General features: G+C 47.3%; 13 protein-coding genes and 1 pseudogene. 10 read left to right on the top strand and 4 right to left on the bottom strand.

Annotation, left to right across the window (positions count from 1 at the left end; all coding sequences use genetic code 11):
* The 4 genes from C8268_RS11630 to C8268_RS11615 all read right to left on the bottom strand — a co-directional run bounded on the left by C8268_RS11630 (position 1) and on the right by C8268_RS11615 (position 2,249).
* Positions 1 to 429, bottom strand: coding sequence for a hypothetical protein (locus C8268_RS11630; protein WP_106767809.1), 429 nt, complete (start codon positions 427 to 429; stop codon positions 1 to 3).
* An 88-nt stretch (positions 430 to 517) separates the two neighbouring features.
* Complete coding sequence (locus C8268_RS11625) at positions 518 to 1,075, bottom strand: PadR family transcriptional regulator (RefSeq protein WP_106767808.1); 558 nt, start codon at positions 1,073 to 1,075, stop codon at positions 518 to 520.
* 225 nt (positions 1,076 to 1,300) lie between these two features.
* Positions 1,301 to 1,876, bottom strand: a complete 576-nt coding sequence (locus C8268_RS11620) for a beta-class carbonic anhydrase (protein WP_106767807.1) — start codon at positions 1,874 to 1,876, stop codon at positions 1,301 to 1,303.
* Positions 1,877 to 1,922: 46 nt separating this feature from the next.
* Positions 1,923 to 2,249 carry an iron-sulfur cluster biosynthesis family protein gene (locus tag C8268_RS11615; RefSeq protein ID WP_234032975.1) on the bottom strand — a complete coding sequence of 109 codons (327 nt, stop codon included), beginning with the start codon at positions 2,247 to 2,249 and terminating at the stop codon, positions 1,923 to 1,925.
* A gap of 130 nt (positions 2,250 to 2,379) precedes the next feature.
* Here C8268_RS11615 and C8268_RS11610 point away from each other — a divergent pair, with 130 nt between their 5' ends.
* The 10 genes and pseudogenes from C8268_RS11610 (at position 2,380) to mutL (ending at position 15,466) form a co-directional block, all read left to right on the top strand.
* Positions 2,380 to 3,897 carry a carboxypeptidase M32 gene (locus C8268_RS11610; RefSeq protein WP_106767805.1) on the top strand — a complete coding sequence of 506 codons (1,518 nt, stop codon included), beginning with the start codon at positions 2,380 to 2,382 and terminating at the stop codon, positions 3,895 to 3,897.
* 144 nt (positions 3,898 to 4,041) lie between these two features.
* A complete protein-coding gene (locus C8268_RS11605; protein WP_106767804.1) occupies positions 4,042 to 5,052 on the top strand; it encodes an ABC transporter substrate-binding protein in 1,011 nt (336 codons plus the stop codon).
* A gap of 36 nt (positions 5,053 to 5,088) precedes the next feature.
* Positions 5,089 to 5,865: an ABC transporter ATP-binding protein gene (locus tag C8268_RS11600; RefSeq protein ID WP_106767803.1), complete on the top strand. Its 777-nt coding sequence runs from the start codon at positions 5,089 to 5,091 to the stop codon at positions 5,863 to 5,865.
* Positions 5,866 to 5,874: 9 nt separating this feature from the next.
* Positions 5,875 to 6,717 carry an ABC transporter permease gene (locus C8268_RS11595; RefSeq protein WP_106767802.1) on the top strand — a complete coding sequence of 281 codons (843 nt, stop codon included), beginning with the start codon at positions 5,875 to 5,877 and terminating at the stop codon, positions 6,715 to 6,717.
* 113 nt (positions 6,718 to 6,830) lie between these two features.
* Positions 6,831 to 7,811: an aromatic acid exporter family protein gene (locus tag C8268_RS11590; protein ID WP_106767801.1), complete on the top strand. Its 981-nt coding sequence runs from the start codon at positions 6,831 to 6,833 to the stop codon at positions 7,809 to 7,811.
* A 154-nt stretch (positions 7,812 to 7,965) separates the two neighbouring features.
* Positions 7,966 to 8,340, top strand: a pseudogene (locus C8268_RS11585) (ATP-binding cassette domain-containing protein); the annotation flags it as partial.
* 182 nt (positions 8,341 to 8,522) lie between these two features.
* Positions 8,523 to 9,089 carry an outer spore coat protein CotE gene (gene cotE / locus C8268_RS11580; protein WP_106767799.1) on the top strand — a complete coding sequence of 189 codons (567 nt, stop codon included), beginning with the start codon at positions 8,523 to 8,525 and terminating at the stop codon, positions 9,087 to 9,089.
* Between the two features lie 251 nt (positions 9,090 to 9,340).
* A complete protein-coding gene (locus C8268_RS11575) occupies positions 9,341 to 10,582 on the top strand; it encodes a putative amidoligase domain-containing protein (protein ID WP_234032765.1) in 1,242 nt (413 codons plus the stop codon).
* Between the two features lie 49 nt (positions 10,583 to 10,631).
* Positions 10,632 to 13,373, top strand: a complete 2,742-nt coding sequence (mutS, locus tag C8268_RS11570) for a DNA mismatch repair protein MutS (protein WP_106767798.1) — start codon at positions 10,632 to 10,634, stop codon at positions 13,371 to 13,373.
* Between the two features lie 68 nt (positions 13,374 to 13,441).
* Complete coding sequence (mutL, locus tag C8268_RS11565) at positions 13,442 to 15,466, top strand: DNA mismatch repair endonuclease MutL (RefSeq protein ID WP_106767797.1); 2,025 nt, start codon at positions 13,442 to 13,444, stop codon at positions 15,464 to 15,466.
* Positions 15,467 to 15,476 lie beyond the last annotated feature (10 nt).

Here is a 15,476-nt window from a genome sequence, read left to right as displayed (position 1 = left end):
TTAGTACCGGTTGTCGCGCCGTTCATGATCACGACGGCGGTTTTTTACAGCTCTTACAACTGCCATAACGGCTATAATGAGGAGCCAGATTGCCAGCAGGTTGACAGCAAGCCCTAAGATGTTACCGAGAACACCCATTCCGGAAAACAATCCACCGAACAGCAGGCCTGCGAGACCGCCGATCATCAATCCTTTCATCAAGCTGCCGCCGCTGAAAAATCCAGGTTTTTTCGTTGCGCCTTGGTTGGCGTTTGTGTTGGATTTATTCGTAGACTTTTGGACATTGTCTGATTTTTTATTAGGCGTATTTGAGAACGATTTCTTTCCTGAGCTAAAGCCGCCGCCACCTCTTCTAGCATCAACGGAGTCAGGGGCAATCACTACGAAGAACATAGTGAGCATTACAAAAATAGCAAGTACTTTTTTCATTGTGTTTTCGTTGAACCTCCCAGTTAAAATAGATGTTTAATCTTAATGAATGTATTACGGACTAGTGCACGATATGGTTTCAAAAAAATTATGATCGATGACCCGAAGCCTTCTGCAGCCGGTGCTGCTTCAGAAGATCCAGTACCCAGTCACACCATTTCAGCTCTGTTTCAGCCATCATAAGTCCTTTGGAGGCAAGGATGTAATCACTGAATTCCTTGCTGCTGAAATGGCGTTGATCCTCAGGGATTGCTTTTAAAATATCATTGAAAAAAAGCTTTTTGTCAAAATAGAGCTTACGGCGTTCCTCATACATGTCCAGTGCAATTCCGATATCGCTTAACCAAAGACAAAATGTGCGCAGTGACAGTTCATCTTTCGTTACAGAGGGTGCGAGCGGCAGATGCATCCATTCACGCAGCTTCTGCATACCTGGTTCTGTAATCATGTAAACTTTCTTGTCGGGCTTGTCACTTTGCTGTACCCAACGTGAACTGAGAAGTTGTTTGTCTTCCATGGCGGAGAGAAGTGGGTAAATCTGGCTGTGCTTCGCTTGCCAAAAGGGTTGTATTCTTAGCATCAACTCATAACCGGACGACTCTTTTCTGGCGAGCAGACCAAGCAGGCCGTAAGACAACGTGTTCATGTACAAAACTCCCTTGAAACGTAATCGTGGATTCCCTGGAACTAAGTTAACAATCCCGGGTCAGGTCCGTTTGTTCAAAGTGTACACTGAAACTGTATGGTTTGACAACCTGATAGAAACAAGAAGTCTTAGATGAAATACCTTCAGCCTATACTTGAAACGGCGGAAATATATAAGACTGTAAGGAAAAAAGCACGTGCTGATCACAGCCCGTGCTTGGGTATATTACGATTTTGATTGATCATATCCTTCAACAACCAGATCCAGCGCGCCGGTCGTCGGGTCAATAACCATCCCGTGAACAGGAATATTGGGCGGGAGAAGAGGGTGGTTTTTAATAATACTTACCGTATGTTGAACGGCTGCATTAATGTTGTCGAATCCGCGCAGCCATTTGGTCAATTTAATGCCGGAATTCTCAAGTGTTGACATGACCTCTTCCGAAATGCCGCGCTCTATCATCGATTGGATCATATGATCCGCATTCAAGGCAGCCATTCCGCACTCATGGTGTCCTACCACAATCACTTCCTCGGCATTTAGCTCATAAAGCGCAACGAGTACACTTCGCATGACCGATCCGAACGGCTGCGAGATAATTCCGCCTGCATTTTTGATTATTTTAACGTCACCGTTTTTAAAATTCATCGCTTTAGGCAGCAGCTCTACCAGACGTGTGTCCATGCAAGTGATAATAATGATTTTTTTGTCTGGAAATTTGCTTGTGCGGTAGGCTTCATATTCTTTGTTCTCAACAAAAGTACGGTTATGCTCAATAATACTGCTAAGATGTGTTGTCATAAATCAGGTTCCTCCCCATGAACGGATGTGTAGCGTTTCTTAAGGTTTATAATCTGGTATCCACCAGTTGAATGTTCGTACCGTACGTTTGATGACGGCTATCCAGCCGGAAGCTGTCAAGCCCCGGAATAACATCCAAAGTCATGGAATCTTCGAAAAAAACTTCTTGCCGGCGGTTTATGACAAACATGACCTGATCGCCCGCCGAGATGGTGACATCCTCAGCATCCGCCTCGTTTATGATGGCAAGCCCTGGTATTCCATTAACAGCACAGCCGCATCCTTCAGTGTCATAGACAAGTCTGACTCTGCCCGGATGACTCCCGATTTTTTCTCTTAATTTTTTTTCTGCCTCTGCGGTCAGCTGAATCATCACGGCACCTCACACTCCTTTATATGTTTTAAATTTAGACGATCTACTTAGAAGTTGATTATAAACTTTGTAAAAAGTATCATCAATAGTAGAAATGGAATACATAAACGAAAGCAGGAGGGCCCGATATATGGATGCACAACTTCAAGAACGATGGGAACAGTTTCAACAATTGATTCGAAAAACGATGAGCTATTACGAAGCCGTAGGTTTATTGCATTGGGATCTCCGTACAGGAGCTCCCCGTAAAGGAGTGGAGATGCGCTCTGAGACGATCGGCATGCTCTCAACCGAGGCATTTAAACTTCAAACCTCGCCGGAAATGGGGGAATTACTCGACTTTTTTGCCAAGCCGGAAATAGAGCAGCAGCTTGATGAGAGAAACCGCCGTATGGTGGAGGAATGCCGCAAAGAATACAATCGAAGCAAATTGATTCCGGCAGATAGGTTTAAGGAGTATACCGTTTTGGCTGCTCACGCTGAATCCAAGTGGGAGGATGCGAAGGAAAATAGCGATTTTGCCGGCTTTGAGCCGTTTCTAACCAAAATTGTAGCGTTCAAGCAGGAGTTTATCGACTATTGGGGTGTGAAGGAAACCCGGTATGATACACTGCTTGATATGTATGAGCCGGACTTGACGGTCGAAAAGCTGGACGATGTATTTTCCCGCCTTCGTGCTCGGCTTGTTCCGCTGCTTAAATCGATTCTGGATTCTCCGAACAAGCCGGATACCGGATTTTTGAAGCAGTTGTATTCGAAGGAACAGCAGGAAAAGCTCAGTCTGTTTATGCTGGAGCAGATGGGTTATGATTTTGAAGCCGGACGTCTTGACGAGAGTGTGCACCCATTCTGCACGGGTTTGAGTATCGGAGATGTACGGATTACAACGAACTATCTTCAAGATGATGTCACGAGTGCGCTGTTCAGCTCTTTGCATGAGGGTGGGCATGCTTTGTATGAGCAAAATATCGACAAAGAACTGGCAGGCACTCCACTGGCAACGGGCACGTCCATGGGGATTCATGAGTCGCAGTCCCGTATGTGGGAAAACATGATCGGTCGCAGCCGTCCGTTCTGGCGTCGTTATTTCGGCGATCTGCAGCAGCATTTTCCAAAGGAACTTGAAAATGTGGATGCGGAGCAGTTCTATCTTGCCATTAATAAGGTAGAGAATTCTTTGATTCGAACTGAAGCGGATGAGCTGACGTACAATCTGCACGTCATTATCCGTTATGAGATTGAGAAGATGCTCTTTAATGAAGGTCTTTCTGTGAAAGACCTTCCCGAAGTATGGAATTCAAAGTATAAGGAATACTTGGACATTATGCCGCCGAACGATGGCGTTGGTGTGCTGCAGGATGTACACTGGTCTGGCGGGGATTTTGGATATTTTGCTTCCTATTCTCTCGGCAATATGTACGCTGCTCAATTTATGCATACTATGCGCAAGGAGCTTCCTGAATTGGACAGCTGGATTGAAGAGGGCAATCTTGCTCCAATCAAGGAATGGCTGATTGAAAAAATTCACAAATACGGCAAGAGCGAGACTCCGGCTGAAATCATTCTCCGCGTAACTGGCGAAGAGTTGAATCCAGATTATTTGGCAGACTATTTGGAAGAGAAATATAAAGAGATTTACAAGTTGTAAAAGAATATTTACATCAGAAGTTGCTCCGGGTAATCGGGGCAGCTTTTTTTGTGTTACTCGTCACTCGGGCGTTTAACCTTAAACAAGCTCTGTGCATATGCTGAATGGAAACGCATGGTTAAGGGAATGGAGGGGTTCATAAGGATGCACAGAAGATGGCTTGGCCTGGCTTTTTCCATTCTGCTTGTATGCGGGGTGGTGCTTGCTGGATGCGGTGGTGAAGGTTCAGGCACGAAAGTAAAGGTTGGAGAGGTCACACGTTCTATATTCTACGCACCTCAGTATGTGGCAATAGAGAAAGGTTTTTTTAAAGAGGAAGGACTGAATGTCGAGCTTCAGACGACTTTCGGCGGTGATAAAACGATGACGGCCCTGCTGTCAGATGCGATAGATGTGGCGCTGGTCGGTTCGGAAACTTCCATATATGTGTACCAGCAGGGGGCTGATGATCCTGTCATTAACTTTGCTCAGCTGACCCAAACGGATGGTACTTTTCTTATGGCGCGTGATGTAACAGGCGAGTTTAATTGGGAAATGTTGAAGGGGAGTGTTTTCCTCGGTCAGAGAAAAGGCGGGATGCCACAAATGGCCGGAGAATTCACATTAAACAAACAAGGAATCAATCCTAAAGAGGACCTGGAGCTGATTCAAAACATCGATTTTGCGAACATTGCGTCAGCGTATGCTTCCGGCACTGGACAATTTGTTCAGTTGTTCGAGCCGCAGGCTTCTATTTTTGAAAAAGAAGGCAAGGGAAAGGTCGTTGCATCATTCGGAGTGGAAAGCGGACATTTGCCATATACGGTATTTATGACGAAAGAAAGCTATATGAACAAAAATAAGGATACAGTGCAAAAGTTTACGAATGCGCTCTACAAAGCTCAGCAATGGGTTGATTCACATCGTCCGGAAGAAGTTGCGGATGTTATTTTGCCTTATTTTAAAGATACCGAGCGGGAAATCGTCGTTTCATCCGTTAAACGGTACCAAGAACAAGGGACATATGCGGCCGATCCAATTTTGGGCGAAGAAGAATGGAACAACCTGCTGGACGTTATGGAACTAGCTGGGGAGCTGAAGGAACGTGTGCCTTTGGAAACCATAGTGGATAACAGTTATGCGGAAAAAGCGAAGCAGGCGGCGAACAACCATTGATGAACATTCATCTCACAAACGAAAGGAGAGAGCATCATGGTGCCGGTAGTTGAACTTCATAATATTGCTCATGTGTATGTGACTGACCGGGAAGCCTCTCTGGCTGTTGAAGGGATTCATTTGAACGTACTTCCGGGCGAATTTATCAGTTTGGTCGGTCCAAGCGGCTGTGGAAAAACGACGATTCTTTCGATTATTGCAGGTTTGCTGCAGCCATCGCGCGGGGAAGTGAAGGTGTACGGGCATACGGTGAACGGTCCTTCGCCTGAGGTCGGGTATATGCTGCAGCAGGATTATCTGTTTCCATGGCGCACCATTTTGGATAATTCGTTGATCGGACTTGAACTGACGGGACAGTTGTCGGATGAAAGTCGGAGCAATATGGTGGCGCTGCTGGAAGAGCTGGGACTTGGCGCAAGCCTGAGTCTGTATCCGCAGCAATTGTCAGGCGGGATGCGCCAGCGGGTGGCGCTTGCACGGACGCTGTCCACAGATCCGGGACTGCTGCTTCTGGATGAGCCGTTCTCGGCACTGGACTATCAGACAAAGCTTCAACTGGAGGATCTGATTGTTGAAACGCTGCATGAGCGGAACAAGACGGCTGTTTTGGTTACGCATGATCTGTCGGAGGCTATCGCCATGAGTGACAGGGTAGTGCTGTTGAACCGAAATCCTGGCCGGGTTCACCGCACCTTTACTGTACCTAAAAATATCAGGAATACTCAACCGTTCTACGCGCGCAAGGAACCGGGTTTTAATGAGCTGTTTCATGAAATATGGGGTGAGATGGAAGCTATTGGCAGCAAGGGGTGAAGCGATGATATGACTGATCCGAAACGTCTTCAGGCCGGCCAGGATTCTTCGAATACCGGCTGGATTAAGGAAATACATGTCCGTCATAAGCGGCGTAAACGAAAAATTCAAAATCGTGTAATTATGGCGCAGACGATGCTGCTTGTTTTGTTTTTCGCTTTTTGGGAGCTGGCGGGACGATTGAAGTGGATCGATGTCCTGTTGTTCAGTTATCCAACCAAAGTTTTTGTGCATATTTGGGACGATATCGTCACAGGGGAAATTTGGATGCATTTGGGGATCACGGTAGCTGAAACCGTCGTTGGATTTCTATTGGGTACATTCATAGGTACGCTGCTGGCGGTGTTGATCTGGTGGTCGCCTTTTCTGAACAAGGTGCTCGATCCTTACATGGTTGTCTTTAACAGTATGCCCAAAGTAGCGCTCGGTCCAATATTTATCGTTATGTTTGGTGCTGGCTTCACAGCCATTGTTGTAACAACCCTATCTATTACCGTCATTGTGACAACACTTGTTGTGTATAACAGCTTCTCCGAGGTGGACGCCAATCTGATCAAGGTTGTCCGCACTTTCGGCGGTACGAAGACCCAAGTATTTAAACGGGTCATTCTCCCGGCCTCGTTTCCGGCGATCGTTTCTACTTTGAAGGTGAATGTAGGGATGGCCTGGGTCGGTGTAATTGTCGGTGAATTTCTTGTGGCCAAGGCAGGTCTCGGATTTTTGATTATGTACGGCTTTCAAGTATTCAACTTTACACTCGTTCTGTCCAGCCTGCTCATTATCGCCGTAGTGGCAACGGCTATGTATCAAATGGTTGTTTATATTGAGAAAAAATTGCTGAGTCACCGATAGATCGAAAGCTGATTTGTCGTGGCAAACACTCTTGTGGCAGCCCAGGTTGTTCAGAGCACTAAAATCGGATACCATGGGATTACGATTACGATAAACACAAGAGAGGGCTGTTCATGGGATTTCGAATTATTAAGACAGCAGTGGCCACACTGCTCGCGATTTTAGTTACCGACGTTTTAAATATACCGGGGGCAACTTCGGCAGGTCTACTGGCGATTCTGGGCGTGGATGTAACGCGCAAGCGCAGTCTGCGCTCCGTATCGTCACGATTCTTCGCCTCTTTGCTCGGCCTGTTGTTGGCTTCCATTTTGTTTTCACTGCTCGGTTTCCATTATTGGGTTTTGGCGCTGTACATATTGATTGCTTTTCCAGCTATATCGAGGGCGAACTTTAAGGAAGGCATCGTGACGAGTTCAGTCGTTGTGTTCCGTGTATTTAATGAGAACGCGCTTAGTCCGGACATATTCCTGACCCAGATCGAGCTTTTGGTCATTGGTCTTGGTTCGGCTATGATCGTCAATATGGCTTATATGCCGAAAGGAGAAGGCCGTTTAATGGAGATACGCCATGAAGTGGACGGGCTCTTCTCTGTAATTTTTCAACATATTTCACTCACTCTTCGCGATCCGGAACATGTATGGGACGGGAAGGAGCTGATTGAGGCGAATAAGGCGGTAGAGCGCGGAATAGAGGAAAGCAACCGGGCTATGGAGAATCAGATGCTTCAACCGGATATGGCATGGAATGTATATTTTTATATGCGAAAAGAGCAGCTGGATAACATCCAGGCGATGGTGCACATGATCTCCCAGGTTTATGAGAGACTTACGCACGGCGAGCTTACAGCCCAATTATTTGATCAATTGAGCAAGGATGTCGTGACCGAGGAATACACCGGAAAGACAGAGAAGCTGTTGGAAGAACTGGTGGACAAGTTTAAAGAGATGGAGCTGCCACGCACTCGGGAAGAGTTCGAGCTGCGCTCGGCGATACTGCAGCTGTGCCGGGAGCTTGAATACTTCTTGAAAATTTCGAAGAAGAGTAAAGCGCCTACAGGTTCTGTCAAACCGAAGCTGCAAAGGGAAAAGGGCTAACTACAATAATAACTAAATAGTGTCGGAAGAAGAGCGCATAGCCATGCAATGGTTGGCGCTTTTTTAATCGAATTCAATGAAAAGGTTCACTCTTAGGATCAATCAGGAGCAAGAATAGCACCTCGAAATTTAGAAGTGATTGCTTCATAGCGTGGGGTTGCTTCAAGGATTGGATACCGAGATTGGAGAAAAAGGTAACCGGTTATCGGGCGGACAGAAGCAAAGAATAGCTATTGCGAGAGCTATTTTGAGAGATGCTCCGATACTACTTTTAGATGAAGCTACAGCCGCTCTTGATCATGAATCCGAGAAAATTGTGCAGGATGCGTTAACAAAATTAATGATTGGTAGAACTACATTGGTAATTGCACATCGGCTAACAACGATACAAAATTCCGATATGATTCTTGTGATGGAGCACGGAAGACTGGTGGAACAAGGGAATCATGAGGAACTGCTTCAGTTGGGCGGGCGATACAAAACTCTGTATAATGCTCAATTTAAAGAAGAGAATGTCGTACTCTCTTAGGGAATTGAGAATTAAAGATATTAATGTCATGAATGTTCGATTTCAATTCTTTTTACAGCAAATTTTTAAATCTTTTTTTAATATTTTCAGCATTATATGAATTTATTTGGACCACTTCATTCAACATTCGCCCATTTCGTGCATACACATGTAGAGAATGATTGTATGGAGGAGGTTCGAAGATGTCATTGAGTAGTAAACACGAATGTAGAGAGATCATTACGAAGGCCATCTGCGGCAAGGGTCGTAAATTCTCTACCGTAACACATACCGTGACTCCGTCCAATAATCCGACCAGTATTTTGGGAGCCTGGATTATAAACCATCAGTATGAGGCGGTAGTAGCCAGCGACGGAATTGAAGTTATTGGTACTTACGATTTAAACATCTGGTATTCCTATGACAAAAATTCGCAGACCGATGTGGCGAAAGAAACGGTATCTTATGTAGAGCGCGTACCTCTCTCTTACCTGGACCCCAAGCATCGGGCATCTACGGTAGAGGTATCTGCGGAAGCGACTCAGGAACCAAGCTGTGTGGAAGCAAGCGTATCCTCTAACGGCAAAAGTGTTATTCTGCGTGTAGAGCGGGAGTACTCCGTAGAGCTTATTGCTGAGACGAAAGTAATGGTTAAGGTATGTAAGCACAAGCACGGTGAGTATGAGGATAAAGAATTTGATTTCGTTGGCGAGGAGTACGGTGAGTATGAGGACCTCGACTTCGATGAGCTGGAGGATGATGAGCTGTAAACCTCCCCCACTCGACTTGGTACATCATATGCAGTAGGGGCGGTTTTGCAGAGGGCAAACGCCCTCTTTTTTTACAAATGTTCGGAATGATTTCTGATTTTTACGTATACTCAAGCGCATCTTCGAAAAAAAAGCTCCGATTGGAGCTTTTTTTAATCCTGGCATACGCCAGGCAGCGACACATTCTCTAGATGATGAAAAGTTTAGTTCGCGGGAGTCTCATTTTTGTTGTCTGACAGGAGGTTTTTAGTTTGGTCAAGGTACTTGATGAGCTTGCCGAATTGAATAAGGTAGAGATGCTTTCTTCTGAGAAAATGGATGCCAGATTGAGGCGTTCAGGGCTGTCAAGCCGGATAACATGGCCTTTGAAGAGGGGGGCGGGGCGATATATACCAGCATATCGGGTCAAGGTTCGTGGAATGGAGTCAGCACAAGTGATGTTGTCAACACAAGGTGGGAACGAAGCTGGATGGTTGGACGTGGCAGCGCTCCCTGGAGGTCTTGAGGATGGTTTGCATAAAAGAATGGAAAAGGCGGCTAGACGAGCATTGTATGCGCTGGGTACGGACCAGGGAGAAGTACAGATCGCTGCTCTGTCAGGCAGACGTTATGCAATAGAACGGATTGTGCTCAATCAGGAATCTGGTGTTGATGGTCTGAGCTGTCATGGGATGAAAGATCAGGTGACCAGGATGGAGAACCAAGCTGCATTTTTAATGGGAATGGACCCGGAATTTATACTCGTAAACCGCGAGGGAGATGTGGTGTCTGCTTCCCTATACTTGGATAGAAATGGTGTAGCTGGCAGCGATGCTGTTCGGGAAGGTGAGGAGGTTAGTTATCCGCTGGCAGAGCTGCGTCCTGCTCCACAGCAGCATCCCGATGCACTGCTGAAATCCATGCGTTTGGCTTTGCTATCCGCGAAACAGCAGATTACAGACTCTTCTCTTCTATGGAAAGCAGGCGGGATGCCGGTTCCAGGCTTTCCGCTCGGGGGGCATATCCATTTCAGTGGCGTTCGGATTTCATTACCTCTCCTTCAGTCTCTGGACAACTATCTGGCACTTCCTCTGGCTATCCTTGAAGATCCGTCAAGCCGTGCCCGGCGCCCTCGTTACGGCTTTCTCGGAGATTACCGCATGCAGCCACACGGAGGATTTGAGTACCGAACCCTCCCCAGCTTTCTTGTATCTCCCTTTATCACTAAGGCTTCGCTGTATATGGCATACCTTATTATTCATCATCATGACAAATTGAGAGCAAGGCCATTGAACCGGGAAAGATATCACAAAGCATACTATGAGGGAAGAGTAGAAGTGCTTCAGGAATGTGCGGCAAAGCTGCATCGAGATTTTGCTCTTCTTCCAGATTACGACCGATTTGCAAAAGTGATCGACCGGGTATTTGCATATATTGCGGAAGGGAGAAAATGGGATGAAAGCCGCGACATTCGCCCTCTCTGGAATATTCCGTTCATGCCCGTGACCTTCTGACTTTTTCTGTTATAATAGAGGTCAAGCTAGAATTGCATGGAGGTAAGTCATGGCAAAATATACGCCGATGATTGAACAATATTTACGTATTAAAGAACAGGCGCAGGATGCGTTTCTTTTTTTCCGTTTGGGAGACTTTTATGAGATGTTTTTCGAGGACGCTGTGCTCGCGTCCAAAGAGCTGGAAATTACGCTGACAGGGCGTGATGGAGGGGGCGATGAGCGTATTCCAATGTGCGGCGTCCCGTATCATTCTGCCGAAGGGTATATCCAGCGACTGATTGAAAAAGGATACAAGGTTGCTATCTGTGAACAGATGGAGGACGCTTCCGCAACCAAAGGGATGGTTCGCCGGGAAATCGTTCGAGTTGTTACACCTGGTACGATCATGGATGGCAAGTCGGTTAACGATAAATCGAATAACTACATGGTATGTATTACAGCTCACGGCGGTCTTATGGCGCTTGCAGCGTGTGACCTGTCCACAGGGGAGCTTTATGTAACCTCGGTTCCTGCCTCGGAGGAATGGCTCCGTGATGAGATCGGTATTTATGAGCCGTCTGAAGTGATAGGGGATAAAGATCTGCTTGAAGTTGTCTCATCCCAGGCGTTATCTATGAACCGTCCGGTTTTATATACACCTTGGGAGCGGCAGGATGATCAGTTGGTCCGCTCTCAATTTGGAGAAGCGGCATGGGCTCGTCTGGATGAAGAAAGACGGGTCTGTGTATCGCTGCTGATCTCGTATCTAAGCGAGACACAGAAGCGCTCGCTTGGACAGCTGACTCAGGTTTCAGCTTACGAGCCGGGACAATATATGGTTCTTGATCCGTTCACTCGCCGGAATCTGGAGTTGGTCGAGACCGTGCGTGAACGTTCCAAGAAAGGCTCGTTGCTGTGGTTGCTTGATCGTACCGAGACATCGATGGGAGCACGTTTGTTACGGCGCCGCATTGATAAACCGCTGCTTCAGCGCAGCCGGATTGAAGAGCGGCTTGAAGCCGTTGATTATTTGTACAATCAGTACATACTCCGTGAAGATTTGCGGATGGCATTGAAGGAAATTTATGATCTGGAACGACTGGTCGGACGGATCGCCTTTGGAAGTGCGAACGGCAGAGATTTGAATGCTCTCAAGCTTTCGCTTCGTCAAATTCCTGCATTGAAAAGCTTGTGTGCTGAATCTGGCTCCTTGACCTTGCAAAAGCTGGCAGAGGCTACTGATGTATGCGCTGATCTGTGTGAGCTTATAGAGGACTCTATTGTAGAGGACCCGCCGATCTCGGTTCGAGATGGCGGCATGATCAAAGCGGGGTATCATGAGCGGCTGGATGAGCTGAAAGAAGCGAGTACGAACGGCAAACGCTGGATCGCCGAGCTGGAGGCCAGAGAGAGACAAGCGACGGGGATCAAGTCGTTGAAAATCGGCTATAACAAAGTATTCGGTTACTATATTGAGGTAACGAAAGCGAACATTGCGTCATTGCCGGAAGGTCGTTATGAGCGCAAACAGACTTTAACGAACGCCGAGCGATATGTTACTCCTGAGCTGAAAGAGAAGGAAGGACTTATTCTGGAAGCGCAGGAAAAGATGGTGGATCTCGAATACGCTCTCTTCATCGAAATCAGGGACAAACTAAACACCCAGATTACCCGACTGCAAGAGCTTGCCGAAAAAGTGGCCGAGATCGATGTATATCAATCATTGGCAGCAGTGAGTGCAGAGCATCGTTTTGTTAAGCCTGAGCTGAGTGAAGAATATGATTTGATCATTGAGAACGGGCGTCACCCGGTAGTTGAAGCGGTGATGAAGGATACCTCTTTTATAGCTAATGGAACAGAGCTCAGAAAGGACGGCTCCTCAATCCTGCTGATTACAGGGCCGAATATGGCTGGTAAAAGCACATACATGCGCCAAGTTGCACTCGTGTCCATTATGGCGCAGATCGGTTGTTTTGTGCCGGCGGATAAAGCGGTTCTTCCGCTGGTGGATCGTGTTTTCACCCGTATCGGTGCTGCTGACGATTTGATCGGCGGGCAGAGTACCTTTATGGTGGAAATGGCGGATATCCAGGTGATGACCGAGAAGGCTACACCGCGAAGCCTGATTATTATAGACGAGCTGGGTCGCGGGACCTCGACAAGTGAAGGGATGGCGATCGCGCAAGCAGTTATCGAATATGTTCATGATCATATTGGATGTAAAGCGCTCGTCTCTACGCATTTTCACGAGCTTGCCCATCTTCAGGACAGCCTCTCAGGCCTTCGGAACTTTTCGATGGCGGTTCAGGAGAGCGGAGATCAAGTTCATTTCCTGCGAAAACTCATTCCTGGTGCAGCGGACAGCAGCTATGGCATTTACTGTGCCCGTTTGGCGGGACTGCCCGGCAGCATTATCGATAGGGCATACGGTCTTCTGCAAGGATTGGAGCAGGCTTCTACGGCTGCGGTAACAGGGGAGGGCAGTATGACATCTGATGCGCTTACTGCCTGCGCTTCTGAGGATAGCGTTTCTGAACAACATGGGGGAGAATATGAAACGGATCGTACATTAGACATAGTAAGTGACGATGATACCGTTGTACAGCTATCTATTTTTGGTGATGAAGAGCCGGAAAGGGTTCAAACCAAAAAATCGCCGCCCCCACATGTGGCAGATGCCTCTACGATGGCGGACCCTGATATCATGCGAATTATCGAGGCTGTCAAAACGGCGGATGTGATGAACATGACGCCGCTTGAGGCGATCCAGCTGTTGAATGAGCTGAAGATGAAGGCAACTCTTTTGTGAAATCTTTTAAGGATGCTGGGAAATAGATGATCAATATAGCTGATCAATGATGTTAGGAGGTAGGAACGATGGCCAAAATACACATATTGGACGAGCATATCGCCAACCAAATCGCTGCTGGTGAAGTGGTGGAGCGGCCTGCCTCCGTCGTGAAAGAGCTGGTCGAAAATGCGATTGATGCCGGCAGCACCAAAATCGACGTGGCTGTGGAGGAAGGCGGTTTGCAGAGCATTCGGGTCACCGATAATGGGAGCGGCATCGACCCGGAAGATTGTGAGACGGCTTTTTACCGGCATGCGACCAGCAAAATCTCCCAAGGTCGTGATCTGTTCCAAATTACGAGCCTGGGGTTTAGAGGAGAGGCGCTTCCTTCGATTGCAGCCGTATCCAAAGTTCGGCTTGTGACCTCTAATACTCAAGATGGCCGGGGATATTTGATGGAAATTGAGGGCGGTCACTTGAAAGCCAAGGAGGAGACGGCAGCGCCTCAAGGAACTGATTTTGTAGTTAAAGAATTGTTTTATAATACACCGGCAAGGCTGAAATATATGAAAACAATCCAGACAGAGCTAGGCCATATTTCCGATTATATGTACCGCCTTGCACTGTCCCGGCCCGATATCGCCTTTACAGTGCGTCATAATGGAAATACGCTGCTTCAGACACTTGGCAACGGAGATCTTCTTCAAGTGATTGCAGCTGTATACGGTACCCAGGCTGCCAAAGCGATGATGCCGATCAACGCTGAAAATATGGATTACACGATTTCAGGGTTTGTTAGCCGACCCGACTGGACGAGAGCGAACCGGAATGCGATGTCGCTGATCGTCAACGGACGATATATTCGGAATTACGGGCTGAGTCAATCCGTCCTGCGAGGGTATCATACATTGCTGCCGATCAATCGGTTTCCATTGACGATGTTGAAGATTGAGATGCATCCGTCACTGGTGGATGTGAACGTTCACCCGTCGAAGCTGGAGGTTCGCTTCAGTAAGGAACCGGAGCTGTTTGCTTTTGTTGAAGAAGAAATTCGCAAGGTTTTAAGCCAGGAGGTGCTTATTCCTCGCCCGGTTAAACAGAGTCTTGGTAAGGATGGACATTCATTCATACAGGAGCAGTTTCATTTTACGAAGAACTCTTCGGAGGGAGGTCAGCGAGACTTAATCTCTTCCTCTAAGGATCGACCTGACAGCAGCAAGGGCCAATCATCTGCATTTGAGAGAAGGTCTGACACCGAAAGAAAGGCTGCTGATTTTGATAACAGCAATGATGGTGGACTCAAAGGCAAGGATGCTGCAGAGTGGGCTGCGCATTCTGGAAACAGAGGGGCATACGGGCAGTCTAATTCGGCAGGCGGGGCACCGACTTCTCACGCTTCGCAAACGAGAGAAACCGCTGCAGGGACTTATCGGCCTAATCTTCGTGGAGAGGGAAGACCGATGCAGAACAGCATGGAGAAAGTCGGGGACTGGCTGAAGGCTGCTGGAGGAGATGCTCCGGAAATCCCGCCGTTTCCAGAGCTGTCTTTAATCGGGCAGCATCATGGCACATATTTGATTGCCCAGAATGATACCGGACTGTATCTGATCGATCAGCATGCGGCTCATGAACGTGTCAACTATGAATACTACTATGAAAAATTCGGTAAACCGGCGGATGCATCACAAGAGTTGCTAATTCCTATTACATTGGAGTTCACACCGTCTGAAGCGGAAAAAGTGAAGGAACGCCTGCATTGGTTCGAACAGGTGGGGGTGTATCTGGAGCATTTTGGCGGACAGACGTTTCTCGTCCGTTCTCATCCATTCTGGTTTCCAAAAGGTACGGAGAAGGAATTGCTTGAAGAAATGGCGGAATGGGTATTAAGTGAACGAAATATCGACTTGGCGAAACTGAGGGAGACGTCTTCCATACTATGTTCCTGCAAAGCTTCCATTAAAGCGAATCAGAAGCTGACAGAGCAAGAGGCCGAAACCTTGCTTCAGCGGTTGGCCGCCTGTCGCCAGCCTTATACGTGCCCGCACGGACGGCCCATTGTGGTTTCTTTCTCGACCTATGATCTTGAAAAGATGTTCAAACGCGTGATGTAACCGAAAAAGG

Origin of the sequence: Paenibacillus faecalis (assembly GCF_900289175.1) — a bacterium.
Taxonomy (GTDB): Bacteria; Bacillota; Bacilli; order Paenibacillales; family Paenibacillaceae; genus Paenibacillus_AQ; species Paenibacillus_AQ faecalis.
The sequence above is the reverse complement of the archived record's forward strand: the minus strand, read 5'-3'. Positions and strand labels throughout refer to the sequence as shown.